The following is a 24,840-nucleotide window of genomic DNA, read 5'->3' as shown; positions in this document are numbered from 1 at the left end:
TCACAGATCCTTTCGCAGGCGCGGATCGAGCAGGTCGCGCAGGCCGTCACCGACCAACTGCAGCGACAGCACGGTCAGCACGATCGCGGCGCCCGGAAACAGCATCATCCAGTCGGCCTGGCCGATATACTGACGCCCGCCGGCGATCATCGTGCCCCAGGTCGGGATCTCCGGGCTGACGCCGACGCCGAGAAAGGACAGGCTCGCCTCGGCCAGCATGGCATAGGCGAAGATGAACGTGGCCTGGACCAGGATCGGCGAGACCAGGTTGCGCAGGACATGGCGGGTCATGATCCGCCAGGTCGGCACGCCGAGTGCCCGCGCTGCCTCGACATAGGGCAATTCGCGGATGATCAGCGTCGAGGCGCGCACGATGCGGGCAAGGCGCGGCGCATAGACGATGCCGAGCGCGACGATCACGGTCGCGAGCGAGGGGCCGAGCGCCGCCACCAGCGAGATCGCCAGCAGGATATCGGGGAAGGCCATCATCGCGTCGATGATGCGGGCGATGACGCCGTCGAGCTTGCGGAAGAAGCCGGCGACCAGGCCGAGCGTGATGCCGAGCACGGCGGCGAGCACAGTTGCCGCTGCGCCGACCAGCAGCGAGAGCTGGCCGGCATAGATGGTGCGGCTGAAGATGTCGCGGCCGAACTCGTCTGTGCCGAAGAACCAGCGCTCGCTCGGCGGCTTCAGGCGATTGACCACCGAAAGCCGGCTCGGTGAGTAGGGCGCGATCAGCGGCGCCAGGATCGCCAGCAGCGCGATGACGGTGAGGACGATGAGGCCGATCAGCAGCGTCTTGCGTTGCAGGATCAGGCTGGCGAGCCGCGGGCGGCCGGCGGGAGCGGACGAGGCGGCCATCAGTAACGCACCCTCGGATCGATCGCGAGATAGAGCATGTCGATCAGGAAGTTGATCAGCACGTAGAGGGCGGCGATGACGAGGAGCGCACCCTGGATCACCGGGTAGTCGCGGCGCAGCACCGCCGAGACGACGAGATTGCCGATGCCCGGCAGGCTGAACACGGTCTCCGTCACCACCGCGCCCGAGATCAGCAGCGCCGCAGTCAGGCCGACCACGGTCAGCACCGGGATCAGCGCGTTCTTGAAGGCGTGCTTCATCACCACGCCCCACTCGCCCATGCCCTTCGAGCGGGCGGTGCGGACATAGTCGTCGTTCAGCACGTCGAGCATCGAGGCGCGGGTGAAGCGGGTGATCAGCGCTGAGGAGACGATGCCGAGCGCCAGCGCCGGCAGGACGAGATGGCGCAGCCGCTCGAGGAAGGAGGCGTCCGGGCCGCCATAGCCGGAGGCCGGCATCCAGCCATAGCGGACGGCGAAGACCTGGATCAGGATCAGCCCGAGCCAGAAGCTCGGAATGCTCGCGGCGAACATGGCGAAGGTGGTGGCGACCTGGTCGAACAGGGTGCCGCGCTTATAGGCCGAGAGGATGCCGACCGGCAGCGCGATCGCGCTGGCGATCAGGATCGAGAACAGGGTCAGGAAGAAGGTCGGCTCGGCCCGCTCGGCGAGGGCGCTGAGCACGGGCATGTTGAGGAAGATCGACTGGCCGAGATCGCCGCGCAGAAGCTGGCCGAGGAACAGCACATATTGCGTCGGCAGCGACTGGTCGAGCCCGAGCCGGGCACGCAGGCCGGCGATGTCGGCAGCAGTCGCGTCGGGGCCGAGCATCACCGCGGCCGGATCGCCAGGCGCGACGCGGACGATGATGAAGACGATCGTCACGACGGTGAACATCACCGCCAGCATGCCGAGGATGCGCTGCATCACATATCGCGTCATCGCGAGCCGGCTCCCTTGCTTCATCGGGGCGTTTCGCCCCGGTCATGGACGCGGGCCCGTGACCGCACGATAGGCGCGGTCACGGGCGTCTCAGAGGTGACCGAAGGCCGCCTTCGGCCGCTCACGGCTTGAGCGAGGCGTTCCAGAAATACGGCCAGGGCGAGGCCGTGTAGCCGGCCAGGCGCGGGGCCTTGGCGCTGAGGGCGGCGAAGTCGCCGACCTTGTAGAAGGGCGCTTCCTCGAAGATCAACTTCTGTAGGTCGGCGAAGATCGCGACGCGCTTCTTCTCGTCCGACTCGGCGTTGAGGGCCGAGAGCAGCTTGTTCTTGGCCTCGCTCGCCCACCAGCCGGGATAGCTGTCCGGCAGCGGCGCGATCAGGGCCGGCTCGGCCAGGAACGGGCTGTGGGTGATGAAGATATCCCAGAGCGCAGGCTCGGCCCGGCGCTGCACCAGGGTCGCCCAGTCGACGACCTGCAGGTCGACCTTGAGGCCGGCGGCCTTCAAGTACTCGGCCGCAACCTGCGCCATCTTGTAGTGGAACTCGTATTGCCGGCTGGTCAGGATGCGGATCGGCGCGCCGTCATACTTGGCGGTCTTGGCCAGGGCCTTGGCCTTGTCGGCGTCGCCCTGGTTGTAGGCCTTGATGCCGGCGTCGCTGCGCCAGGCATAGCCCTCCGGGTACATGGCGCCGTCGAGCTTGTAGAATTCGGGCTTGCCGAAGGCCGCAACCAGCATGTCCTCGGCATTGAGCGCCGTCTGGACAGCCTTGCGCATGTCCTTCGACGTCATCATGCCCTGCTTGTTGTTCATGATGAACATCGGCCAGCCGAAGCCCTGCATCAGCACCGGCTCAGTCTTGGCCTGGCCCTTCAGCCGATCATAGGCCTCGACCGGGATCAGGTCGGCGAAGTCGAACTGGCCGGCGAGGGCCCCCTCGACGCGGGTGTTGGCGTCAGGCACCGGCACGAAGCGGATCTCGTCGAGATATTGCTTGCGCGCGCCGCCGAAGCCGTCGGGCTCGCCCTGGCGCTGCTTGTAGCCGTCGAAGCGGGTGAGCTGAATGTACTGGTCGGGCTTGCGCTCCTTGAGCTGGTAGGGCCCGGTGCCGATCACCTCCTTGATCGGGTTCTCCATCTTGTCGGCCGGCATGATCACCGCGGCCGAGTTGTTGAAGGCGAGCAGCGCGGTCAGCGGCGCGAACGGGGCCTTCAGCGTGATCTTGACCGTCTTCTCGTCCGAGGCCTCGATCGAAGCGATGTTGTCGGCGACGAGCTTGCCGCGCGAGGCGAGCTCGGTCCAGCGCTTCAGCGAGGCGACGACGTCCTGCGCGGTCATCGCCTTGCCGTTGTGGAAGGTGACGCCCTGGCGCAGCGGGATGGTGTAGACCTTGCCGCTGTCGCTGATCTGCGGAAGCGTCTCGGCCAGCAGCGGCGTCAGCGCCCAGTTCTTGTCGAAGGTGTAGAGCGTCTCGTAGAAGTGCTGGGTGATCATGCCCAAGAGGTCGCCGGCGGCGACCATCGGGTCGAGCGTGTTGGGCTCGCCGATGGTGGCGACGTTGATCGCGCCGCCCTTCTGCTGGGCGAGAGCCGGTGCTCCGGCGACGGCGAGCGCCGCTGCACCAATTCGGGCCAATTTCTGCAACATCTCAAGTCCTCCCAGTTTTCTTGGCTGTTGGTCTTCGGAAAATTGCGCGTGGTCTGTCAGCGTCGGCTGATCGTCTCCACCACATGGGCCAGCTGCTCGACCACGGCGGCGGTGATGGCCTGGCCCTTCTCGCGGGTGGCCAGAGACGGGTCGCCGACGACCCCGGTCCCGCCGGACATCTCGTGCATCGAGCGGAAGAGGGCGCCGCGGGCCGGCAGGATCATGTCGGCATTGGCCCAGTCATGGGTCTCGACATAGCTCATGCCGGAAACCAGCGCGGTGCGGACGCTCGCCGGCGCACCGAGCAACATCAGCGAGGTCTCGAACTCGCAGGCATGGTTGACGCCGGCGAAGGCGCTCTGACGGATCGCGCCAAGCTCCTTGGCGGCGAGGCGCCACCAGGTCAGGAAGGCGACGCGGCAGTCGCGGTGCTTCGTGCCGAAGGTCTCAAGCAGGACCTGGCCGATCGCCTGGTTGCCGCCATGGCTGTTGAACAGGACGATGTTGCGGAAGCCGTGGCGGGCGACGCTCTCCAGAATGTCACCGACATAGGCCAGGAAGGTCTCGTGGCGGACGCTGAGCGTACCGGCGAAATCCATATGGTGCTCGGAGCAGCAGACCTTGACCTGCGGCAGGATCAGCACCCGCTCGCCAAGCTTCTGCTCCAGCGCCTGCAGGAAGTGATCGCCGATGACCGCGTCGGTCTCGAGCGGCAGATGCGGGCCGTGCTGCTCGATCGCGGCGACGTTCAGCACGACCGGAATGTCGCGATCGAGCGCGGCGACCTCATTGGTCGTCAGGGTTTCCCAACGCATGGTGTGAACTCGCTGTTCAGGAGATCGTGCGGCCGCCGACGCGGAAGCGGGCGATCGCGGCCTCGTCGAGGGTGATGCCGAGGCCCGGCCCTTCATCGGGGATGCGCACATGCGGCGGCTCGAAAGTCAGCGGCTTGGTGAGCAGATCGTGGCTGCGGATCATCCGGCCGAAGATGTCGCTCGGCCAGACGCAGCTCTTCGCCGCCGCGGCCTGATGCACATACATCGCTTCGAGGATGCCGAGATCGACCTCGGAGCCATGCCAGCAATAGACGCCGGCGGTCGAGGCGATGTGGTCGAGCGTCTGGAACTTGGCGAGGCCGCAATTGAAGTTGAAGCCGTCGACCGCGCCATGGCCGATGGCGTTGATCGCGTCATGCGGACGCTGGCCCTGATAGACGTAAGGCAGGGAGACGTGCAGCACGATCGGGATCGAGGAGAAGCGGCGGAGTTCCGCGAAGTCCTGCAGCATCCAGCGCGGCAGCGGGTCTTCCAGCAGCAGGACGTTGCCGACCTTCTCCAGCTCCCGGATGATCGGGCGGGCATTGCCGGAATTCTCCCAGCGTTGGTTGGGATCGAAGATCACCTTCATGCCGGGCGCGTATTCCTTGATGCGCGCGCACCAGCCGGCGACGTCGTCCTCAAGGTCGCATTTGAACTTGATGACCTTGTAACCCTGCTCGAAATAGCGCTTCACCCAAGGGCCGACCTCGTCCTGGGTGCGATGGCTCGACCAGGCGCTGACATTGACGTGGTCGCGGATGGCGCCGCCGAGTAGGCGGTGCATCGGCACGCCGAGCGTCTTGGCGTAGGCGTCCCAGATCACGCATTCGAAGCCGTCATATTCGCGGCAAAGCGGCAGCGGCAGGTTCTGGAGCGGGAGGTCGAATACCGACTGGCCGAGCAGGTTGGCGCAGATCGCCTCGATGCGCGGCCATTCATGGTCGCGATAGAACTCGCCGATGCCGACGACGCCGTTCTTGAGCGTCATCCGGACAATGAGTTTGGGCAATTCGTCGAACTGCACGCTCCAGCTCGCCTTGCCGCCGACCGGCAGCATGTGCAGCGGCTTGGCCAGGCTGTCCGAATTGATCACGCCGGGATGGGCGGGTACGACGACCTCGTCGAACTGGAAGGAAACGATCGTCCCGTCGGCTGGCTGCATGGCTCGGCTCGTCTTTTGTTATTGCGCAAGGCGCGACGGGCCGGGAATGTAGCTAGATTACATTTACTGTCAATCGAGCTAACGTGATCCGCATGGCGCGTTCACCCGATCTCTTGAAGATGCAGCTATTGAGTCGCGAACAAAAGCGTTCTCACGCCATCATGAAAATCAATTCATCGCATTGAAATTATTGATAATTACAGCAATCCATCGCGACGATCGGCCGCGCCCGACGTGGCGCTGCGCCTGTTGAAATCCAGAATGTAGCAAAATTACCAAATCGTAGACTCAGTCGCCGATCGGCTGACCTTCGGTGCTGCCATGCAGGGCGATCAGCGTCGCCCGCGCCCGCCAGAGCTTCTTCGAGACGATCTTCATGCGGCGGGCCCCCAGCAGCGTCGCCATGCAATCGAGCAGGAAGAGCTGCCCATAGCGGCCGCGATTGGGCATGTAGAAGAACTTTTCCTCGTCGAAGGCCTGCAGCGGCACCAGCACGCTGGCGAGCTCGGCGAGCGGGCTCGGCGGATGGGTGACGGCGATGACCCCGGCACCCTGGCTGCGGGCGATCTCTGCGCTGTCGAGCAGCGAGCGCGGCTTGCCGGTGACCGAGAAGATCAGCAGCACATCCTCGGGGCCGCAGGTCGCGGCCATGACGCGCTGCTGATAGGGATCGGCCGTCGAAGAGGCCGCGACATCGAGGCGAAAGAGCCGGTTCTCCGCCTCGGTCGCGACATTGGCCGAGCTGCCGCCCACGCCGAAGCAGAAAACGCGACGCGCCTTGTCGAGCCGGTCGACGGCCGCTTCGATCGCTTTCGGATCATGCTGACTGAAAGCCATCGCCAGCGCCTGGATGGTGGCGTTGTAGACGTGCTCGGCGACCTCGTTGCCGGTGTCAGCCGGCTGCTGGCGTTCGGCGGCGATATACATCCGGCCGATCGCATATTCCTGCGCCAGGCGAATCTTGAAATCAGTGAAACCGTCGCAGCCCATCCGGCGGGCGAAACGCACCACGGTCGGCTCGCTGACCTGTGCCTGCGTGGAGAGGTCCTTGGTGCTGATCCGGGTCGCGCCGTCGATATCGGCCAGGATGATCTCGGCGACGCTACGCTCGGCCCGGTTCATCTCGGGCGCCTCATGCCGCATGCGATCGATCAGGCTGGTCACGTGGCGCATCGTCCTGTTCCTGGCGCTCGTGCTGCGGCGTCACATATCTGCCGATCCCGGCCAAGCGGAATCTGTCGCGCGCCGATTCCGGATTCCACAATTTTCTACCCGAAGCCATGTCGCGCGAAGGAGCAGCAGCCACAGCCCGATCGCGGCAGTCCGCTAGAACCGCTTGGTCGAGAGCACGTCGAAGGTCCGGCCGATCGTCGCCACAGCCTTGTCGTAATCGGCCAGCGACAGGCAGGCGATCAGCGCGTCGATCACGGCGAGCTGGGCGATGCGGCTCGTCATCGCCTCTGTGCGGAACTGGGTCTCGCGCGCCATGGTGTTGAGCACGATATCGGCATAGGCGAGCAGCGGCGACTTGCCGAAATTGGTGATGCAGATCGTGGTCGCGCCCGCCTCGCGCGCCAGCCTCGTCGCCGTGACGGTCTCATGGGTCGAGCCCGAATGCGAGATCGTGATCGCGACGACGTCGGGGCCGGTCAATGAGGCGCTGATCGCCTGGACGTGCGAATCGACCACGACCTTGGATTCGACGCCGATGCGCAGCAGCCGGTAATTGGCGTCCTCCGCGATCGGGGCGGCGCTGCCGATACCGTAGAGCTCAACCCGGCGCGCCCGACGGATGGCGGCGACCGCGCCCTCCATCGCGCTCTTGTCGAGCACCTTCATGGTGTCGTGCAGCGCCTGCAGATCGCTGCGGAAGATCTTCTCGATCACGGTCCCGGTATCGTCGGTGCGGGCGAGGTCCTCGTGGATGAACTGCACCGGCTGCACCAGGTCGCGCGCCAGCGCGATCTTGACCTGCTGGAAGCCGCGCGCGCCGAGCTGGCGGCAGAGCGAGATCACGCTGCCTTCGCTCGCCTCCGCCCGTTCGGCCACCTCCGTCACCGACATGTGCACGACCTCGGCCGCATGGGCGAGGAAGACGTCGGCGATGCGCGCGGCCGTCGGCGGCAGCGTCGGGCGCAGCGCCGTCAATCGTTCGATCACGCCATCGAAGCCGTCATGGGCACCGGCGCGCGGCCGGTCGAGGCTCTCGGGCATCGCGTCGCTATCTGGCCTGGTCATGCCGGCAAGGCCATCACGGCTTCTTCCCGCGGGCAAGCCGTCTCGCCATGCGCTTGCGGGAAAATCCCGCCGGCGATCTCGACATAGCGCAGGCCGAAGCGACGGGCGCCGTCGCCATCGGTCCTTGGATTGTCGCCGAGCATCGCGACTGACCGCTTGGGCAGGCCGAGCAGGGCCAAACCCGCGGCGAACAGAGCGGGTTCGGGCTTGCCGATGAGCCGATAATTGACCGGCCCGGTGCAGGCGAGCAGCGCTGCCAGCAGCGCACCGGTTTCCGGCACGATCGCGCCGTCCGGCCCGGGATGGACGAGGTCAGGGTTGGCGACGACGAGCTCGGCGCCCGCCCGCACGGCATTGGCGGCGAGCGCCAGCCGCTTGTGGCTGAAACGCCGGTCGCGGCCGAGGAAGACGATATCGGGCCGCGTCCGGACCGGCACGAGGCCCCGCTCGCGGGCATGGCGCGCCAAGCTGTCACTCGCCAGCACGAGCACGCGCGCACCCGGCTGCCGCGCTGCGATCTCGTCGAGCGCGACCGCGCCGGCCAGCACGATGCGGCTCGCCGGAACATCGAGACCCAATTGCCGCAACTCGCCTGCCAGTTCGGCCGGGGTGTGCTCGGCGTCGTTGGAGACCACGACGAAACGGCCCGCGCAGGCTTCCAGAAAGGCATGCGCGCCTGGCATCGCCCGGCCGCCGCACACCAATGTGCCGTCGAGATCGATCAGCCAGCCACGAATATCGTCCGCTGCGTGCACTGCAAACTCCGCATTGAAACGCGATCTGCATGAACTGAGATTATCTCAGTGTCAAATACCATATATTCTGAGTTAAATTCATAAACCTGTCATGGAAGACTGCCAGAAGGCTCACGTCCCGGCCTGCTGATGCGGCCGTGCAGCGCCACCCGCAGCCCGTCCCCGAGGACGCCATGCTCGCATTCCTAGGCAGCCGTCTCCTGCGTATGACGATCACCCTCTGGGCGATCGTCACCGCCGTCTTCCTGGCGACGCGGCTGACCGGCAATCCGATCGACTTCCTGATGCCTGAGGGGCTCGATGCCGCCTCGCGCGCCGAGATGATCGCCTATTGGGGCCTCGACCGCCCCGTCGCCGAGCAATACCTGCTGTTCTGGAAGTCGCTGCTCTCCGGCGATTTCGGCCTCGGCCTGATGGAACGCCGGCCCGTCGCCGTCATCTTTGGCGAGCGGCTCTGGCAGAGCGCCTCGCTCCTCCTCGCGACGCTGACGCTGACCGTCGCCGTCGGCGTGCCCCTCGGCATCCTCGCCGCGCTCTGGCGCGGGCAGGCACGCGGGCAGGGCGTGCTCTTCGTCGCCTTCCTCGGCTACGCCGTGCCGAACTTCGTTCTCGCCATCCTGCTGCTGCTGATCTTCTCCTACACGCTGCACTGGCTGCCGAGCGCCGGCTCCGCGACCCTGCTGCACTATGCGATGCCGACCGTGGCGCTCGCCGCCTATTTCGTCGCAGCACTCACCCGCTACACCCGCAACGCCATGCTCGACGTCCTCTCCGAGGACTATATGCGCACCGCCCGCGCCAAGGGCCTCTCCGAAGGCGCCGTCATCCTCCGGCACGGCCTGCGCAACGCGCTGATCCCGGTCATCACCGTGCTCGGCCTGCAGATCACCACGCTCGTCTCCGGCGCCGTCGTGGTCGAGACCGTCTTCGCCTGGAACGGGGTCGGCGACCTCCTCGTCGGCGCGACGCTCCGCCGTGACTATCCCGTGCTGCAGTTCGGCGTCCTCGTCGTCGCCGGCGCCGTGATCCTCGTCAATTTCGCGATCGACCTCGCCTATGCGGCGTCGGATCCCCGCGTGCGCCTGGTCGGAGCCTGAACGCCATGACCGAGATCGCAGACGCCAAGTTGATGCTGCCGCCGCGCCGGCTGCCGCGGCTGAAGCTCCCCGCGCTGGGCGGAGCCAACCTGCTGGTCACGGCTGCCGCGCTGCTCGGCCTGGTGCTGCTCGCGCTCGCCATCCTCGCCCCGCTGGTCTCGCCCTTCGAGCCCGATCAGCAGCGGCTGCTGGCGCGCCTGAAGCCTCCGATTCGCTTCGCAACCGCCAACCCTCTCCACTGGCTCGGCACCGACCAGCTCGGGCGTGACCTGCTCTCGCGCTGTCTCCATGGCCTGCGCCTGACGCTCGCGCTCGCGCTGTTCGGCACCTTGCTCGGCCTTGCGCTGGGCGCGGCGCTCGGCCTGGCCGCCGGGCTGCTGCGCGGCTGGGCCGATGCGTTGATCATGGGCCTCGTCGACATCATGATGTCGCTGCCCTTCACCCTGGTCGCGCTCTTCGTCGTGGCACTCGCCGGAACCGACGTCGCGGTACTGATCTGCGTCCTCGGCATCGCCTATTGGGCCCATTTCGCCCGGCTGATCCGGGCGCAAGTGCTCAGCCTGCGCGAGATGCCCTTCGTCGAGGCCGCCCGCGCCGCCGGCGCCGGCCCCTGGCGCATCGCCACCGTCCACATGATCCCGAACCTGATCTCGCCGGTCGTGGTCATGGCGAGCCTCAACTTCTCGAACCTGATCCTGCTGGAATCGGCGCTCTCCTTCCTCGGCCTCGGCGTCCAGCCGCCGACGGCGACGCTCGGCTCGATGGTGGGACAGGGGCGCGACTACATGGCCTCAGCGCCCTGGATCGTCGCCGTCCCGGCCCTCGTCATCGTGCTCGTCAGTCTCGTCGCCATGCTGCTCGGGGATGCACTGCGCGACCGCCTCGATCCGCGCCTGCGCGGACGCTAACCGCCTGCCCACCATTCATGCCGTTCACCCGAACAAGGGACAGACCCTCATGCGCAAGACCCTGAAGACCCTGGCACTCGCGGCGCTCTCGGCCACCGCATTCATCAACCTCGTCCAGGCGCAGGAACTGAAGGTCGGCGTCCAGAACATGGCGCCTTGGCTCGATCCCGGCCGCGACTTCTCCAATGTCGGCTCGCAGTTCTACTTCAACGCCTTCGACCCGCTGATCGGCAAGGATGCCACCCGCGCCGAGAGCGTCTGGCAACCGGGCATCGCCACGAGCTGGACGCAAATCTCGCCGACCGTGATCGAGTTGAAGATCCGCCAGGGCGTGACCTTTCACAATGGCGACCCGATGACGGTCGAGGACGTCGTCTTTTCCTTCGACCGCATCATCAATTCGACCTTCGCGCCCTACACCGTGCGCAAGCGCGACACGCTGCCGAACATGGCCAAGGTCGAGGCCGTGGATGCCGAGACCATCCGCATCACCGCGACCCGGCCGGAACCGCTGTTCGAGACGCTGCTCAACGTGCAGCAGGGCATGATCGTCCCGAAGAAATACGTGATGGCTCTGACCGGCGATCCGAACGTCGCCGAAGCGTCCGACTTCGAGGCCTTCGCGCTGAAGCCGGTCGGCACCGGCCCTTACAAGATCAGCGAATTCGTGCCGAACCAGCGCCTGGTCTATGAGCGCTTCGACGGCTTCTGGGGCGAGAAGGCGCCGTTCCAGAAGGTGACGGTGACGCGCATTCCCGAGCTCTCCGGCCGCCTGACGGCGTTGAAGAACGCCGAGGTCGACCTCATCACCAACGTCCCGCCGGACCAGCTCGAGCCGATCGCCGCCGATGCGAAGCTCAAGGTCGAGGGCATGCAGACGCCGCTCTTCCACGTCGTCATCTTCAACACCCAGAACCCGAAGATGGCCAATCCCAAGCTGCGCCAGGCCCTGTCCTACGCGATCGACCGCAAGACGCTGAACGAGGCGCTCTGGTTCGGCAAGGCGAAGGTCCCGACCTCGCACAGCTTCGCGCAGTTCGGCCCGCTCTACATGCCGGAGCTCACCACCTTCGAATACGACCCGGTCAAGGCCAAGGCCCTGCTCAAGGAAGCCGGCTATGACGGCTCGCCGATCCGCTACGACATCCAGGCGGCCTATTACACCAACGGCCTGCTCGCCGCGCAGGCGATCCAGGAGATGTGGGGTGCCGTCGGTGTCAAGATGCAGCTCAACGTCACCGAGCAATGGACCGGCTCCGACCCAACCATGATGGCCCGCGGCTGGTCGAACCCGATGTACTTCCCCGATCCCGCCGGCGCCTTCGGCATCATGTGGGCACCGACCGGCAACTCCGCCTCGGAAGGCCGCTTCAAGGCCGACGACGCCTATATCGCTCTCTGGGATAAGTTCCGCTTCTCGACCGATCTTGCCGAGCGCAAGCAGGCCTATGCTTCGCTGATGCAGGCGATCAAGAACGACCCGCCGGTGCTGCCGCTCTACCAGCCCTATGAGTCCTACGGCATGAAGCGCTCGCTCGCCTGGAGGCCGCTGCAGGGGCACATCCCCTATGTGCTCGATTTCCGCGCCGGTCGCGTGACCCTCGCCGCGCGCTGATGCGATTGCGGGAGCCGGCAGCACCGGCTCCCGCTCCCTTTTCCCGATCCTGCCCGACGAGCCTCGCCATGACCCGCTCCCTTCGCCTCGCCTTCGTCGCCGACATCCACCATGGTGAGAACAGCTTCACCAAGGTCGGCACCGCAGCACTGCCGCTGATGGGCGAGTTCCGCCGCTTCGTCGCCGACGCCAGGCCGGACGCAGTGATCGACCTCGGCGACCGCATCTCCGATGTCGATCACGCTACCGATATCCGGCTGGAGCGGGAGGTCGCGGAGGCCTTCGCGCCGATCGAGACACCGCGCTTCCATCTCTGCGGCAACCATGACCGTGACCATCTCAGTGTCGCCGAGAACGAGGAGATCCTCGGCCAGGGCCTCGGCCATCGCACCGTCGATCTCGGCGATTGGCGCCTCGTGCTCTGGGCCGCCGACTCGCGCATCCACCGTCCGGGCGGCTTCGTGCTGCGCGAGGCCGACCTGATCTGGCTCGCCGCAACGATCGAGGCGGCCGACCGGCCGCTCGTGGTGATGAGTCACGTCCCCGTCTCCGGCCATGGCCAGGTCGGCAACTACTATTTCGAGCGCAACCCGGCGTCCTCGACCTATCCCGGTGCCGAGCGCGTCCGTGCCGTGCTGGCACGGGCCAAGGTGCCGATGCTCTGCATCGCCGGCCATGTCCACTGGAACACGCTGACCACCGTCGACGCCATCCCGCATCTGACGCTGCAGTCGCTGACCGAGAGCTTCACCACCATGCCCGGACCGGCCGGCGCCTTCGCTTTGCTCGAGCTCGGCGACACGATCGGCTGGACGGTGCACGGCCAGGACCCTTTCACCGCCCGCATCGACGCAGCCGGGACGCTCCGGCGCTGGATGACGCCGCTCCAGCCCTTCGACGAGCATCCCGAGCTGCGCCAGCGGCGGGTCGTTTCGGCGCAACTGGCGGCGGCCACTACCGGAGCCTGATCGAGAAGGCCGGGCGGCCTGGCTGAGCTCGCATAGCACCTCCCGGCCGACCTCGGCTTTCGCGAATCCGTCGATCCCGAACGCCGATTTCCCCAAGACTTTTCCAGTTCCTCGAACAATCCAGAGACCCGGCCGCGACCAACGGATCGGGCTACCGGAGCCCGTTTGAAACGCTTCCCGGTGGCGGCGCAGAGGCTCGATCAACGACCGCCGCTCTTGGAATGAGGGCGCGAATCATCTGTATTGGACATGGTCCCCCGACGCGTTGATCGCGTTGTGATTGCGTTGATGAGGATAAGCCCTCGTTAACCTCTGTTAATCGATGGTTGAGCCATGACGATGCCGATCAAATACCGACCGGCGCGCCAATGAACGCCCCGGGCCGGTGTCCGGTCATACGTTTCACGGTGCGTCGCACGGCGGCTGGGCGGACGGCGATAACTGTCGTGGCTTTTTGCTTGAGCCTTGCCATCGCCGGTTGCGGCGAACAGAGACTTGCCGAGGCCGAGCTGGTGACGGCGACGCGGTCGCTCTCTGTGGACCCCAGCCGGGCGCTCGTCGTGCTCCCGCCTGGTGGCCCGCCCGTGATCGGCGTCACCCAGCGCAGCTATGAAAACGCCGTCGCACAGACGATCTCATTGGCGACGCGGGGCCGGACGCCCGGTGAGAACACGATCCAGGTCGCCTTCTTCACTTCGGCCGATCTGCCCGACAGTGCCGGTGTCGAGGGCAATCTGCTCAAACTACCGGGGATCGACGACTTCGCCGTCACGCGGGACCTGGAAGAACGCCTGCCGGGCACCACGATGGCGCTGTCGGCCGTCTTCGTCCAGAACAAATACGGCCCGTTCGGCTACGCCTTCGGCCATGGCGCCGGTGGCGAGGCCTGCCTCTATGCCTGGCAGCGTATCGCCGATGGCGACAGCATCTTCCGGCCGAGATCGGGGGCGGTATCGGTCCGCATGCGCATCTGCGACCCCAAGGCAACCGAGGCCTCGCTGCTGCGCCTGGCCTACGAATACTCGCTGAACGCCTCCTTGCGGCGCAGCGGCTGGAATCCGATCGGAGAGGCGCCCGCGCCGGAAGCCGGGCTCGGCAAGGCCGGCGCGCCGATCTATCCGCTGCCGCAGGTTTCGACCCAGGAGGCGCCAGCGCCCCGACGGGCCACGCGGCCGCGGCCGGTGCGCGCTCCGCAGGCCGAAGCCGACGATCCCCGTGACACACAGCCGGTCTCGGACAGACCGCTGGAAGGATACCCCACCGTTCCGCCTCCACCCGCGCCCTGAGGTAACGAAGCGTCCCACGAGCCGATGCGAACCGCGAGCTACGTCATCTTCTGGGCTATCGCGACCGCCGTGGTCGTCGCCCTGATCACGCTGCCGATCAGCCTGCAGGCGCATCTGATCGCCGGGACGATCGTGGTCGGGGCAATGATCCTGCTCAAGTTCCTGCGTCCCTACGGCGTCTGGCGCCTGATCGCGCTGGGGCTCGGTACCGCGATGGTGCTGCGCTACATCTATTGGCGGACGACGAGCACGCTGCCGCCGATCAATCAGCTCGAGGACTTCATCCCTGGCCTGATTCTCTATCTGGCCGAGCTCTACAATATCGGCATGCTGTTCCTCAGCCTGTTCGTCGTCGCGATGCCGCTGCCGCGGCGCAAGACCGCGCCGACGATCCCCGCTGATGCTCCGACGGTTGACGTGTTCGTGCCCTCCTACAACGAGGAGCCGGAACTGCTGGCGACGACGCTCTCGGCGGCGCTCGCCATGGACTATCCGGCCGGCCGGTTGACGGTCTACCTGCTCGATGACGGCGGCACCGACGAGAAATGCAATGCCGACAACTTCGTCGCCGCCAGCGCCGCGCGCGAGCGCCGGGCAACCCTGCAGAAGCTCTGCGAAGGGCTCGGCTGCACCTATCTGACGCGCGAGCGCAACATCAGCGCCAAGGCCGGCAACCTCAATAACGGCCTCGCCAATTCCAGCGGCGACCTCGTGGTCGTATTCGACGCCGACCATGCGCCGGCACGCAATTTCCTGACCGAAACGATCGGCCATTTTGCCCTGGATCCCAAGCTGTTCCTGGTCCAGACGCCGCACTTCTTCATCAATCCCGATCCGCTCGAGCGCAATCTCAGGACCTTCAAGGCGATGCCGTCCGAGAACGAGATGTTCTACGGCATCATCCAGCGCGGCCTCGACAAGTGGAATGCCTCGTTCTTCTGCGGCTCAGCCGCGGTGTTGCGCCGCACGGCCCTGCAGACGACCAGCGGCTTCTCCGGCCGCAGCATCACCGAGGATGCCGAGACCGCGATCACCCTGCACGCCACCGGCTGGAACAGCATCTATGTCGACAAGCCGCTGATCGCCGGGCTCCAGCCCGCGACCTTCGCGAGCTTCATCGGCCAGCGCTCGCGCTGGGCGCAGGGCATGATGCAGATCCTGCTCTATCACCGCCCGATGCTGAAAAGCGGCCTCTCGCTGCCGCAACGCCTGTGCTACTCGTCCTCGGCCCTGTTCTGGCTGTTCCCCTTCGTGCGCCTGACCTTCCTGGTGGCGCCGCTGTTCTACCTGTTCTTCGGGCTGGAGATCTTCACCGCCTCGGGCGCCGAGTTCATCGCCTATGTGTTCAGCTACATGGCGGTGAACCTGATGATGCAGAACTACCTCTATGGCCGCTATCGCTGGCCATGGATCTCCGAACTCTATGAGTTCATCCAGTCGGTCTATCTGCTGCCGGCGGTGATCTCGGTGCTGATCAACCCCGGCAAGCCGACCTTCAAGGTCACCGCCAAGAGCGAAGAGCTCGGAACGCGGCGCGTTTCCGAGCTCGGCCTGCCCTTCTTCATCATCTTCGCCGTTCTGGCGCTCGGCGTCGTCGCCACCTATTGGCGCACCATCACCCAGCCCTATAACGCCGACACCACGCTCGTCGTCGGGCTCTGGAACATCCTCAACCTGCTGATGGCGGGCTGCGCGCTCGGCGTGGTCTCGGAGCGGCCGGAAGGGCGCGGCGCCCGGCGTTTCCCGGTGAAGCGTCGCGGCCAGATCAACATCGACGGCCGCACGGCGCCGATCATCACCGAGAACGTTTCCGTCGACGGTGTCGCCGTCCGGATCCTGTCCAAGGGCTTCGACACGCTGCCGGCGAACAGCAAGGGCGAGATCACCTTCGAGACGTCGATCGCGATGCCTCCCGGGGCGCTCCCCGTGCGTGTGGTCCGCACCGCTCCGGACGCGAAGGGCCTGGTGCTCGGCTGCCGCTACGAGCCGAGCGAACCGCTGCACAGTCGCATCATCGCCGATCTCGCCTTCTCGGATGCCGGGGTCTGGAGCAGTTTCCAGAAGGCACGGCGCCAGAACATGGGCGTCATCTACGGCACCCTGCGCTTCCTGCGCCTCGCCATCTTCCAGACCAGTCGTGGCCTGTCCTATTTCTTCGGCCTCGCCCGCTTTGCCCGTTCCAACGCCCAGCGGAGGGCGGCGGAATGAGAGCGTGCCTCCTGCCCATATTGGCCGCGGCGGCAGCTCTTCCGATCCTGAACCCGGGCTCCGCGCCCTGGGCACAGGAGACCCAGCCGACGCCGCCGCACGAGCCGGCGCCGTTCATGATTGCCCCGCCCGCCCAGCAACCTGCGGCCGCCCGGCCGGCGGAACCCAGGCCGCAGGCAGAGCCGGCCCCGGCACCAATGACCCCCGCCATCCCCGCCAGCTTTGCCTTCAAGCCACTGCTGCCGGCCGCCCGCGTCATGCTCGAAGGCGAAGGCGATGCACGCAGCTGGGCCTTTTACCTCACCCAGGACGAGGCCGGAGCCGATCTCAATCTCGACATCGCCTTCCAGAATGCGCTGGTCGTGATGCCGGAGGCCTCGCGCCTGACGGTGCGCATCAATGGCGAGCGCATCATGGAAGCGCCGATCGCCTCCTCCGATCGCCTCAAGCGGACCTCGACGGCGATCCGCAAAGGGCTGCTCAGGCCCGGTCAGAACACGATTCGTTTCGAGGCCGTGCAGCGCCACCGCACCGACTGCACGATCGCCTCCACCTATGAGTTGTGGACGCGCATCGACGGCGCCGGTACCCGGCTGAGCTTCAGGAACCCCGCACAGCAATCGCGACTGCGCAGCATCGACGACCTGCCAGCGGTCGGCGCCGACGAGACCGGGCAGACGACCATCCATATCGTCGCGCCGGGCGCGGCGAGCGCCGTTGCCGCCAACAGCATTCTCGCCGTCGCGCAAGGCGTCGCGCTACGCGGCCGCTACAGCCAGACGACCGTTCGGATCTCCGAGCGGCTGCCCGACAGGGTCCGCCCCGGCATGCTGACCGTCCTGCTCGGGACGGGCAAGGAGTTGCGCGACCTCATTGGCATCTTGCCGGCGGAGGCTGGCGTCGGCAGCTTCGTCGGCTTCACGACGCATCCGAAGCTCGGACCTGCCGCCCTGCTCGTCACCGGAGAGAGCTGGCAAGACCTCGAGGCGACCATTGCCAGGCTCCTGACCGGGCCGGTCTCCCGGCCGACCAACATCAACCGCAAGACGATGGCCACGGCGAGCTGGCACATCCCCGATGCGCCGTTCATCTCCGATAGCCAGGTGCTGCGCTTCTCGGAACTCGGGGTTGCGACGCAGGAATCCTCGGGACGCCGCATGCGCGTGCGCGCTGTCCTCGCGATGCCGGGAGATTTCTACGCCAACGCCTATGGCGAGGCGACGCTCTATCTCGACGGCGCCTATTCCGAGATCCTGCCCGGCGACAGCCACGTCGAGATCTTCGTCAACGGCAATGTCGCGGCGACCGTGCCGCTCAATACGACGAGCGGTGGCCTCTTTCAGCAAACCCCGATCACGATACCGCTCCGGCATTTCCGGCCCGGCATCAATGAGATCTGGTTCGAGGCCGTGACCCCGGCCAAATCCGACCTCGCCTGCGGGCCGGGCGCGACATTGCCCGGAAAGAACCGCTTTGCGCTGTTCGACACCACGGCCCTGGCGATCCCGAACTTTGCCAAGATCGGCGTCAGCCCCAATCTGGCGGCGGTGGCGGGAACCGGTTTCCCCTATTCGATAACCTCCCAGATCGCCCTGCTCGTCGGCCGCCTGGACATTCCCAATCTGGGCGCCGCTGCGACCCTGCTCGCGAGGCTCGCCCAGCGTGCCGACCGGCCACTCCCGGTCGATGTCATCGGCAGCGCCGCCGCCATCGGCAACCGCCCCGCTCTGATCGTGGGCGCCGCCGGCCAGATGCCCGCAGGATTGCTGCCGCGCATCGGCATCGCCGACAATGTACGCAACACCTGGCCGCAGCGCGCGGATGCCGTCGTCCTGGTGCCGGAGACCGAGGGCACCGCCGTGTTCGACGCGGTGATCAACCGTTTCCAGGGGCGACAGACGACGCCCGAGGATTCCGGCGGCGTCGCGCCGAGCACCGAGGCGATCCGCGATCGCTGGCGCGGCTCGTTCGGCGGCCCGCTCGCGCGCTATTTCATCAGCTTCGACCGATGGCTGCAGCGGACCTTCGACCTTTCCTTCGCCCAGTTGCGCACCCCCTCTCGCGCCCCCACGCTCTATGAACCGGCCGAAGGCGCCGAGTTGATCGCCGCCCAGGCGAGCGACCCCGACACGCGGCAGGTCTGGACCGCCTTCGTCGTGCGCCAGGAGGAGGCGCTGGAGAGGAACGTCGACAGGCTCGTCACCCCCGGCAACTGGGCCGGCATGGCCGGCAAGCTCACCGCCTTCCGCAGCGGGCAGGACAACCACATCCTCTCGGCGGACAGCACGACCTTCGTCATGACCCGGACGTTCAGCCTGGCCAATATGCGCCTCGTCTTCGCCAACTGGATGTCGAGCAATATCGGCATCTACGCGCTGACGCTGCTGGCGGCCTGCATCGGCCTCGGGATCGGGACCTTCCTGATGCTCGGCCAGTTGGGGAGGCGTTCATGAGGCGGCTCCGCGCAGCCCTGGCCGCAACCCTGCTCGGCCTCTCCTCCACTGCGCAGGCCGCCCTGCCCGCCGGCGCCTGGGAACTCTACCGGCAGAAATTCGTCACGGCCGAGGGCCGGGTCGTCGACGACGCCAATGGCGGCATCAGCCATAGCGAGAGCCAGGGCTACGGGCTGCTGCTGGCCTGCCTCGCCGGCGATCGTGGCAGCTTCGCCAGCATCCTCTCCTTCACCCGGACCGAGTTCCTGATCCGTGACGATGGGCTCGCCGCCTGGCGCTGGGACCCGAAGGCAACGCCTCGGGTCACCGACATCAACAACGCCAGCGACGGCGATTTGCTGATCGCGGAAGCCCTCGCTTGCGCCGGGACGCGCTGGTCGGTGCCGGCCTATACCGCCGCGGCTCGCCAGATCGCCCGCTCGCTCGCCAAGGTCGCGCTGGTGAAACGCGGCGGCGAGACCTGGCTGATGCCGGCGGCGAAGGGCTTTTCGGAGCAGGAGCGGCCGGACGGACCGGTGATCAACCCGTCCTACTGGGTGTTCGAGGCCTTCCCGGTCCTCACGCGCCTCACCAACGATCAGGGCTGGATGCAGGCGCAGGCCAGCGGGCTGAAACTGCTCGACGATCTCGCCAGACGGAAGACCCCGGCGGCCGACTGGCTCTCGCTCAAAGGCGAGCCCAAGCCCGCCGATGGCTTCCCACCGCAGTTCGGCTACAACGCTTTGCGCATCCCGCTCTATCTTCTGCGGGCCGGCCTCGCCGACAAGCAACGCCTCGAGCCGTTCCGCCAGGCCTGGGCCAATGGCACGGCCGTGATCGATGTGCCGGGCGGCAAGCCTGCCGAGCCGCTGCCCGATGCCGGCTACCGCATCCTTGCCGCTGCGATGGCCTGCGCGCTCGACCGGACCCCCATTCCAGCTGAGCTGAAAACCTTCCAGCCGACGGCCTACTACCCGTCGACGCTGCACCTGCTCGCCCTCTCGATGCTGAACGAGAGGTATCCGCAATGCATGTGAAATCCGCGCTGATCGCCGTCGCCGCCTCCGGCGCCGCCTTCTACGCGCTGGGCCGCTATGGCCATGATCTCAGCTGGCCGGAGGCGCCGGTGCCAGCGGTGCAGCAGGCGCAGGCCGAGACGCATCCCGATCCCAGCCAACCCGCCCTGCCCGCGGCCGGGCAGCTGGAGACCGAACTGGCTCAGGCCCCTGCGGTACCGGGACGGCCGACACCGCCCCCCGGGCAGGCACAGAGGGTCGACGAGACGGCGCTGCGCTATTTCGCCAGCCAAGGCGACACCCGCCGCTACGAAGCGGAGCTCGCCCGGCTGCGTGCCCTCTACCCCGAATGGAAGCCGCCGACCGACCTGACATCGCCGCAGCCGACCGGCGATCCCGAGCTGGAACGGGTCTGGAAGCTGTTCGCCGAGGGCAAATTCGGCGAGGCGCGGGCGGCCATCGCTCAGCGCAGCAGCGCCGATCCGAACTGGCAGGCGCCGGCCGACCTCATCGCCCAGCTCGACCGGGCCGAGGCCGGCCAGCGCCTGGTCAACGCCGCCAATGCCAAGCAATGGGAGCAGGTGATCCGGATCGGCACAGAAACGCCAGCACTGCTGACCTGCGGCAATGTCGATGCGCTCTGGCGCGTGGCCGAGGCCTTCGTCCAGACCGGCGCCCCGGAGCGTGCGCGCGATGCCTATTCTTACGTGCTGACCAACTGCACCAATCCGGCCGAGCGGGTCGGAACCATGCAGAAGGCGCTCGCCACCTTGTCGGAAGCGCAGCTCGGCCCGTTGCTGGCGCAGGAACGGCAAAGCGAATTCTCGGGCATCCGCGACGAGATCGCCCGGCGCCATGTCGGCAAAGCGGCCGACGACCCGGCCCTGACCGCGACGCCTGAGGACCTCCGACGCATCGAGGCGCTCGCCAATGCGGCGACGACGCCGGATGACGCGATCCTGCTCGGCTTCTATTTCTTCCGCCACAACGACGCGGCCAAGGCCGTAATCTGGTTCCAGACCGCGCTCGCGCGCAATGGTGGCGCCAAGGCGGCGGAAGGCGCCGTGCTCGCGCTCGGCGCGCAGCAGAAATACCAGGAAGCAGAGACGCTCGGCGCACAATGGCTCGACGCCGGCCCGGCGAACCGCAAAGCCTATCTCGATGTCGCGACCGCGCTGATCGCGCAGGAGCCGGCGCCGCGGCTCGAGCGTGCCGTCATAGAGCGCATCGCCAAGACTGTCGGCGTCGACCGCTATGCCCCCGGCGGTGCAGGGCTCGGCTGGTACGCCTACAACTCCGGGCAGATCGCTCCGGCCGAAACCTGGTTCGAGACTGCCCTCGCCTGGGATCGCAACTACGAGCCGGCCGCCTACGGGCTCGCTTTGGTGCACCAGCGCTTGCGCGATCAGGCCGGCCTGCGCGCGATCATCACCGAATGGCGCAGCCGCTCGCCGCGCATCGCCGATCTGCTGAACCCGGCGCGCGGGCGCTCTGCAACACGAGAACCCCTGCCTCTGCCCGATGCCAGGCCGGGCACCCGCACTGTTCCCCCACCCGAACCTGCCGAGCGGACGCCGCATCGTGTCATCCGGGCCGAGCCTGCGCATCCCCGGAGCTATGATACAGCTCCAGTGGCGGCAACACGCCGCGCAGCTCCCCAGCGTCCGGACGGCAGCTCTTGCGGCACAGGCATGACCGGGGCGGCGACACTCCAGCGCGGCTGGTGCCTGCTCAATCTGAAGCGGCCGGTGGCGGCAGCCGAGGCGTTCGATGCAGCCCAACGCAGCGGCAATGCCCAGATCGCCGCAGACGCCGCCGCGGGCAAGACTTATGCGAAGCTCCAGCAGGGGCTGACGGCGGAAGCGAGTGCTGCGGCAGCCGGCGCTGCCCTGCCCCCGGCGCGTCGCAAGGAGCTCCAGACCCTGCTCCTCTCCGAGCGCTTCTACGCTCAATATGACGCCAAGGATTACAACGGCGCGCTGATCACGCTGGGCGAGCGCGCGCGCTATGCTTCCGAAAGCACCGACCTGATGCTGATGCGCGGCTGGTCGTATTTCAACCTCGGCCGTTATGACGATGCTGCGCAGGTCTTCCAGGCGCTCTATCGGGCCAATGGCTCGGCGCAGGCGATGTCCGGCCTGTCTGCGATCCGGGACATCACGCAGCGCGACAGATACTAGAGCCTGCGCCGCCAGCCTGCCACGGCGCACCAGCGCGACCGCCTCTCGATAACCGAACGCTCCATCTCCGGCGTCGCCGTCTCTGCCCGAAGGCGCGGCGAACGGGGTGTAAAGACGACAACTTGGCTTCGCATCGGGGTCGGAATCGCATAGGCTGTCTAAAATCTGAGATTCAGACAATGCGTCAGATGAGGTCGGCTTGATGGCAATCCGGTTCAATGAAATCGGTGAGCGGCTGAAAGCCTACCGTCTGGGGCGGGGGCTTCAGGCAGAGGACATTGCCGAGCGTCTCGGCATCTCGCGGGCCGCGGTCTATCGGATCGAAGGCGGCGGCGTCGTCAAGATCGAGACGCTGGAGCGGTTGGCGACGCTGCTGGAGACGACCGTCGCATCGCTGCTGGGCGCGGGTGTCGAGTATTATTCCAGCCCGGTCAGCTATTTCGAGCGCATGCGGCAGATCGAGGAGCAGGCCGACCAGGTCGTCGCGCATTTTCCGCCGCTGTCCTACCTGCTGACCTCGGACAACTACTCTGCCTCCCTGCGGCAGACCCTGGTCGAGGCGCTTCCGCCCCACATTGTGCACGATCAGGCGGTAGCGGAGATCGAGGCGATCATCGCGATTCTCGATGAGCGCAAGAAGGCGCGCAAGCGCCGCCGCTTGAGCGTCGTCAACTTCGTCAACGTCCTCGAGATCGAGCGCTGGCTCAAGCTGGGGGTCGTCGGCCGTTTCAACCTGCCGGCCGCTGAACTGGCCCAGCGCCGCCTGGCGGCGCGTGCCGAGGTCGAGCACCTGATCGGCCTGATCGAAAGCGAGCCGATGGGCGTGCAGATCGGCCTGATCGAGGAGACGCTGCCGAACATCACCTTCCAGCTTTTCCGCACTGCGGAGAAGACGCTGCTTGGCCTGAGCCCATTCCGGCTGGGCGGCGAATTGCCGAATGTCCGCTCCGGCATTGCCATGCTGACCGCAGATGAGGAGCCGGTTCGTCTCTACGAGGAGATCGCCGACGGGCTCTGGCGCCGCGCCCTCAAGGGCAGTGAGGCAGGAGCCGTCCTGCGGGCCGCCCTCGATCGGTCTGGGATCCCGCAGCCGTCGGCGCCCGAACTAGTCTAACGCTCGCGCAGCGCGCCATCGTCGACACTTTCGGTTTCGTCGCACGAATAAGCTTTGATCGTCATTTGTCGCAAAATTGAGATTGTTCTTGCAATTGAGATTTTGGCGTGACATAGAATGATCACGCGGTCGCACCGACCTTTCCGGTGCCGCGGCGAATTTCTCGCGGCCAAGCTGATGCCTTGGCCGCCAAGCGGCGCGGCAAGCGCCCTGAGAAAGCGGGCGAATGCCCAAACTCCCACGACAACCAGCCGGCCGGCAGCCGCGCGCGGAAGCGCGCGCTGGTGCTTTGGCGTTTTCGTAGGCATCGCAAAGAAAAGCAGAACGGGGGAATTCGCCGTGAGTGACAATCAGGCCGCCATGAGCGGCTCCATCGCCCTATCCGCTCCGACCGAGGTCGACAGCAAGGCTCGCAAAGCGCTGTGGGGCGCCGCCATCGGCTATGCCATGGACGGCTTCGACTTGCTGATTCTCGGCTTCATGCTGCGGACGATCTCGGCCGACCTGCAGCTCACCCAGGGCCAGGCCGCCTCACTCGTCACCGCGACGCTGGTCGGCGCCGTGCTGGGCGGCATCGGCTTCGGCATGCTGTCGGACCGCATCGGCCGCGTCCGCGTCCTGACCTGGACGATCGTCCTTTTCGCCGTCTTCACTGGCCTGTGCGCATTTGCGCAGGGCTATTGGGACCTCCTGATCTACCGCACCATCGCCGGTCTCGGCCTCGGCGGCGAATTCGGCATCGGCATGGCCCTGGTCGCGGAAGCCTGGCCGGCCTCGAAGCGGGCGCGCGCCTCCTCCTATGTCGGCCTCGGCTGGCAGGTCGGCGTGCTGGCCGCGGCGATCGCCACCCCGATCCTGCTGCCGACGATCGGCTGGCGCGGCATGTTCGCCATCGGCATCCTGCCGGCGGTCGCCGCCTATTTCATCCGCCACTCGCTGCATGAGCCCGAGGTCTTCGTCGCCCGCAGCAAGGACCGCCCGAAGGAATCGGCGCTGCGCCTGCTGGTCAAGGACTGGGACACGACAAAGCTGAGCCTCGGCATGGTCGTGCTCTGCTCGGTCCAGAACTTCGGCTATTACGGCGTGATGATCTGGCTGCCGAACTATCTGGCGAGCCGGTTCGGTTTCGCCCTGACGCAGTCGGCCGTCTGGACTTCGGTCACCATCGCCGGCATGGCGGTCGGCATCTACGCCTTCGGCCATATCGCCGACCGCATCGGGCGTCGCCCGGCCTTCTTCGGCTACATGCTCGGCGCCGCAGTGATGGTCGTCGTCTATTCGCGGCTGACCGATCCGCTCCAGCTCCTGGTCGCGGGCGCGGTGATGGGCTTCTTCGTCAACGGCATGCTCGGCGGATATGGCGCGCTGATCAGCGAGCTGTTCCCGACTACAGCGCGGGCGACAGCCCAGAACGTGCTGTTCAATATCGGGCGCGGCGTCGGCGGCTTTGGTCCGCTCGTGGTCGGAACGATCGCAGCCGCCTACAGCTTCGAAATGGCGATCGCCATGCTGGCGGCGCTCTACCTGCTCGACATCCTCGCCATGTGGTTCCTGATTCCGGAGCGGCGTGGCGCCGAGCTCGCCTGAGCGCATCGC

The 24,840-nt window shown here is 66.7% G+C and carries 19 protein-coding genes; 11 read left to right on the top strand and 8 right to left on the bottom strand.

Annotation, left to right across the window (positions count from 1 at the left end; genetic code table 11):
* The 8 genes from ACWIGM_RS23235 to ACWIGM_RS23200 all read right to left on the bottom strand — a co-directional run bounded on the left by ACWIGM_RS23235 (position 1) and on the right by ACWIGM_RS23200 (position 8,420).
* On the bottom strand, positions 1–861 hold the full coding sequence (locus ACWIGM_RS23235; RefSeq protein WP_454028338.1) for an ABC transporter permease: 861 nt from the start codon (positions 859–861) through the stop codon (positions 1–3).
* Positions 861–1,802, bottom strand: coding sequence for an ABC transporter permease (locus ACWIGM_RS23230; protein ID WP_454028337.1), 942 nt, complete (start codon positions 1,800–1,802; stop codon positions 861–863). Before ACWIGM_RS23230 ends, ACWIGM_RS23235 begins: the two co-directional genes overlap by 1 nt.
* A gap of 121 nt (positions 1,803–1,923) precedes the next feature.
* A complete protein-coding gene (locus ACWIGM_RS23225; protein WP_454028336.1) occupies positions 1,924–3,447 on the bottom strand; it encodes an ABC transporter substrate-binding protein in 1,524 nt (507 codons plus the stop codon).
* A 56-nt stretch (positions 3,448–3,503) separates the two neighbouring features.
* Positions 3,504–4,262, bottom strand: coding sequence for a creatininase family protein (locus tag ACWIGM_RS23220; RefSeq protein ID WP_454028335.1), 759 nt, complete (start codon positions 4,260–4,262; stop codon positions 3,504–3,506).
* A gap of 16 nt (positions 4,263–4,278) precedes the next feature.
* Positions 4,279–5,427: a mandelate racemase/muconate lactonizing enzyme family protein gene (locus ACWIGM_RS23215; protein WP_454028334.1), complete on the bottom strand. Its 1,149-nt coding sequence runs from the start codon at positions 5,425–5,427 to the stop codon at positions 4,279–4,281.
* A 288-nt stretch (positions 5,428–5,715) separates the two neighbouring features.
* Complete coding sequence (locus ACWIGM_RS23210; RefSeq protein WP_454028333.1) at positions 5,716–6,600, bottom strand: MurR/RpiR family transcriptional regulator; 885 nt, start codon at positions 6,598–6,600, stop codon at positions 5,716–5,718.
* 153 nt (positions 6,601–6,753) lie between these two features.
* A complete protein-coding gene (locus ACWIGM_RS23205) occupies positions 6,754–7,665 on the bottom strand; it encodes a MurR/RpiR family transcriptional regulator (protein WP_454028332.1) in 912 nt (303 codons plus the stop codon).
* Complete coding sequence (locus tag ACWIGM_RS23200) at positions 7,662–8,420, bottom strand: HAD-IIA family hydrolase (protein WP_454028331.1); 759 nt, start codon at positions 8,418–8,420, stop codon at positions 7,662–7,664. The genes ACWIGM_RS23205 and ACWIGM_RS23200 overlap by 4 nt, the downstream gene beginning before the upstream one ends.
* Positions 8,421–8,593: 173 nt before the next feature.
* On the opposite strand from ACWIGM_RS23200, the gene ACWIGM_RS23195 reads away from it, so the two are divergent.
* The 11 genes from ACWIGM_RS23195 to ACWIGM_RS23145 all read left to right on the top strand — a co-directional run bounded on the left by ACWIGM_RS23195 (position 8,594) and on the right by ACWIGM_RS23145 (position 24,831).
* A complete protein-coding gene (locus ACWIGM_RS23195; protein WP_454028330.1) occupies positions 8,594–9,517 on the top strand; it encodes an ABC transporter permease in 924 nt (307 codons plus the stop codon).
* 5 nt (positions 9,518–9,522) lie between these two features.
* Complete coding sequence (locus tag ACWIGM_RS23190) at positions 9,523–10,425, top strand: ABC transporter permease (RefSeq protein ID WP_454028329.1); 903 nt, start codon at positions 9,523–9,525, stop codon at positions 10,423–10,425.
* Between the two features lie 49 nt (positions 10,426–10,474).
* The gene (locus tag ACWIGM_RS23185; protein WP_454028328.1) at positions 10,475–12,040 is read left to right on the top strand and encodes an ABC transporter substrate-binding protein; all 1,566 of its coding nucleotides are present in this window, start codon (positions 10,475–10,477) and stop codon (positions 12,038–12,040) included.
* A 68-nt stretch (positions 12,041–12,108) separates the two neighbouring features.
* Positions 12,109–13,008 (top strand): metallophosphoesterase family protein, encoded by a 900-nt coding sequence (locus ACWIGM_RS23180; protein ID WP_454028327.1) that lies wholly within the window; start codon positions 12,109–12,111, stop codon positions 13,006–13,008.
* 458 nt (positions 13,009–13,466) lie between these two features.
* Positions 13,467–14,294: a cellulose biosynthesis protein BcsN gene (gene bcsN, locus ACWIGM_RS23175; RefSeq protein WP_454028326.1), complete on the top strand. Its 828-nt coding sequence runs from the start codon at positions 13,467–13,469 to the stop codon at positions 14,292–14,294.
* A 24-nt stretch (positions 14,295–14,318) separates the two neighbouring features.
* Complete coding sequence (gene bcsA / locus ACWIGM_RS23170) at positions 14,319–16,502, top strand: UDP-forming cellulose synthase catalytic subunit (protein ID WP_454028325.1); 2,184 nt, start codon at positions 14,319–14,321, stop codon at positions 16,500–16,502.
* Between the two features lie 197 nt (positions 16,503–16,699).
* Positions 16,700–18,955: a cellulose biosynthesis cyclic di-GMP-binding regulatory protein BcsB gene (locus tag ACWIGM_RS23165; RefSeq protein ID WP_454028324.1), complete on the top strand. Its 2,256-nt coding sequence runs from the start codon at positions 16,700–16,702 to the stop codon at positions 18,953–18,955.
* Positions 18,952–19,971 (top strand): glycosyl hydrolase family 8, encoded by a 1,020-nt coding sequence (locus ACWIGM_RS23160; protein ID WP_454028323.1) that lies wholly within the window; start codon positions 18,952–18,954, stop codon positions 19,969–19,971. The genes ACWIGM_RS23165 and ACWIGM_RS23160 overlap by 4 nt, the downstream gene beginning before the upstream one ends.
* On the top strand, positions 19,962–22,130 hold the full coding sequence (locus ACWIGM_RS23155; protein ID WP_454028322.1) for a tetratricopeptide repeat protein: 2,169 nt from the start codon (positions 19,962–19,964) through the stop codon (positions 22,128–22,130). Before ACWIGM_RS23160 ends, ACWIGM_RS23155 begins: the two co-directional genes overlap by 10 nt.
* Positions 22,131–22,332: 202 nt before the next feature.
* Positions 22,333–23,244 (top strand): helix-turn-helix domain-containing protein, encoded by a 912-nt coding sequence (locus ACWIGM_RS23150; RefSeq protein ID WP_454028321.1) that lies wholly within the window; start codon positions 22,333–22,335, stop codon positions 23,242–23,244.
* A gap of 339 nt (positions 23,245–23,583) precedes the next feature.
* Positions 23,584–24,831: an MFS transporter gene (locus ACWIGM_RS23145; RefSeq protein WP_454028320.1), complete on the top strand. Its 1,248-nt coding sequence runs from the start codon at positions 23,584–23,586 to the stop codon at positions 24,829–24,831.
* The last annotated feature ends 9 nt before the right edge of the window (positions 24,832–24,840 follow it).

This window comes from Allobosea sp. NPDC055332 (assembly GCF_053645455.1).
Note: the sequence above shows the minus strand (reverse complement) of the source record. Positions and strands in the feature narration are given on the sequence as shown.

What these genes read in the sequence shown, in the direction of transcription:
- ACWIGM_RS23235 (WP_454028338.1), bottom strand. Translation starts at nt 861, where the DNA reads ATGGCCGCCTCGTCCGCTCCCGCCGGCCGCCCGCGGCTCGCCAGCCTG.
- ACWIGM_RS23230 (WP_454028337.1), bottom strand. Translation starts at nt 1,802, where the DNA reads ATGACGCGATATGTGATGCAGCGCATCCTCGGCATGCTGGCGGTGATG.
- ACWIGM_RS23225 (WP_454028336.1), bottom strand. Translation starts at nt 3,447, where the DNA reads ATGTTGCAGAAATTGGCCCGAATTGGTGCAGCGGCGCTCGCCGTCGCC.
- ACWIGM_RS23220 (WP_454028335.1), bottom strand. Translation starts at nt 4,262, where the DNA reads ATGCGTTGGGAAACCCTGACGACCAATGAGGTCGCCGCGCTCGATCGC.
- ACWIGM_RS23215 (WP_454028334.1), bottom strand. Translation starts at nt 5,427, where the DNA reads ATGCAGCCAGCCGACGGGACGATCGTTTCCTTCCAGTTCGACGAGGTC.
- ACWIGM_RS23210 (WP_454028333.1), bottom strand. Translation starts at nt 6,600, where the DNA reads ATGCGCCACGTGACCAGCCTGATCGATCGCATGCGGCATGAGGCGCCC.
- ACWIGM_RS23205 (WP_454028332.1), bottom strand. Translation starts at nt 7,665, where the DNA reads ATGACCAGGCCAGATAGCGACGCGATGCCCGAGAGCCTCGACCGGCCG.
- ACWIGM_RS23195 (WP_454028330.1), top strand. Translation starts at nt 8,594, where the DNA reads ATGCTCGCATTCCTAGGCAGCCGTCTCCTGCGTATGACGATCACCCTC.
- ACWIGM_RS23190 (WP_454028329.1), top strand. Translation starts at nt 9,523, where the DNA reads ATGACCGAGATCGCAGACGCCAAGTTGATGCTGCCGCCGCGCCGGCTG.
- ACWIGM_RS23185 (WP_454028328.1), top strand. Translation starts at nt 10,475, where the DNA reads ATGCGCAAGACCCTGAAGACCCTGGCACTCGCGGCGCTCTCGGCCACC.
- ACWIGM_RS23180 (WP_454028327.1), top strand. Translation starts at nt 12,109, where the DNA reads ATGACCCGCTCCCTTCGCCTCGCCTTCGTCGCCGACATCCACCATGGT.
- bcsA (WP_454028325.1), top strand. Translation starts at nt 14,319, where the DNA reads ATGCGAACCGCGAGCTACGTCATCTTCTGGGCTATCGCGACCGCCGTG.
- ACWIGM_RS23165 (WP_454028324.1), top strand. Translation starts at nt 16,700, where the DNA reads ATGACCCCCGCCATCCCCGCCAGCTTTGCCTTCAAGCCACTGCTGCCG.
- ACWIGM_RS23160 (WP_454028323.1), top strand. Translation starts at nt 18,952, where the DNA reads ATGAGGCGGCTCCGCGCAGCCCTGGCCGCAACCCTGCTCGGCCTCTCC.
- ACWIGM_RS23155 (WP_454028322.1), top strand. Translation starts at nt 19,962, where the DNA reads ATGCATGTGAAATCCGCGCTGATCGCCGTCGCCGCCTCCGGCGCCGCC.
- ACWIGM_RS23150 (WP_454028321.1), top strand. Translation starts at nt 22,333, where the DNA reads ATGGCAATCCGGTTCAATGAAATCGGTGAGCGGCTGAAAGCCTACCGT.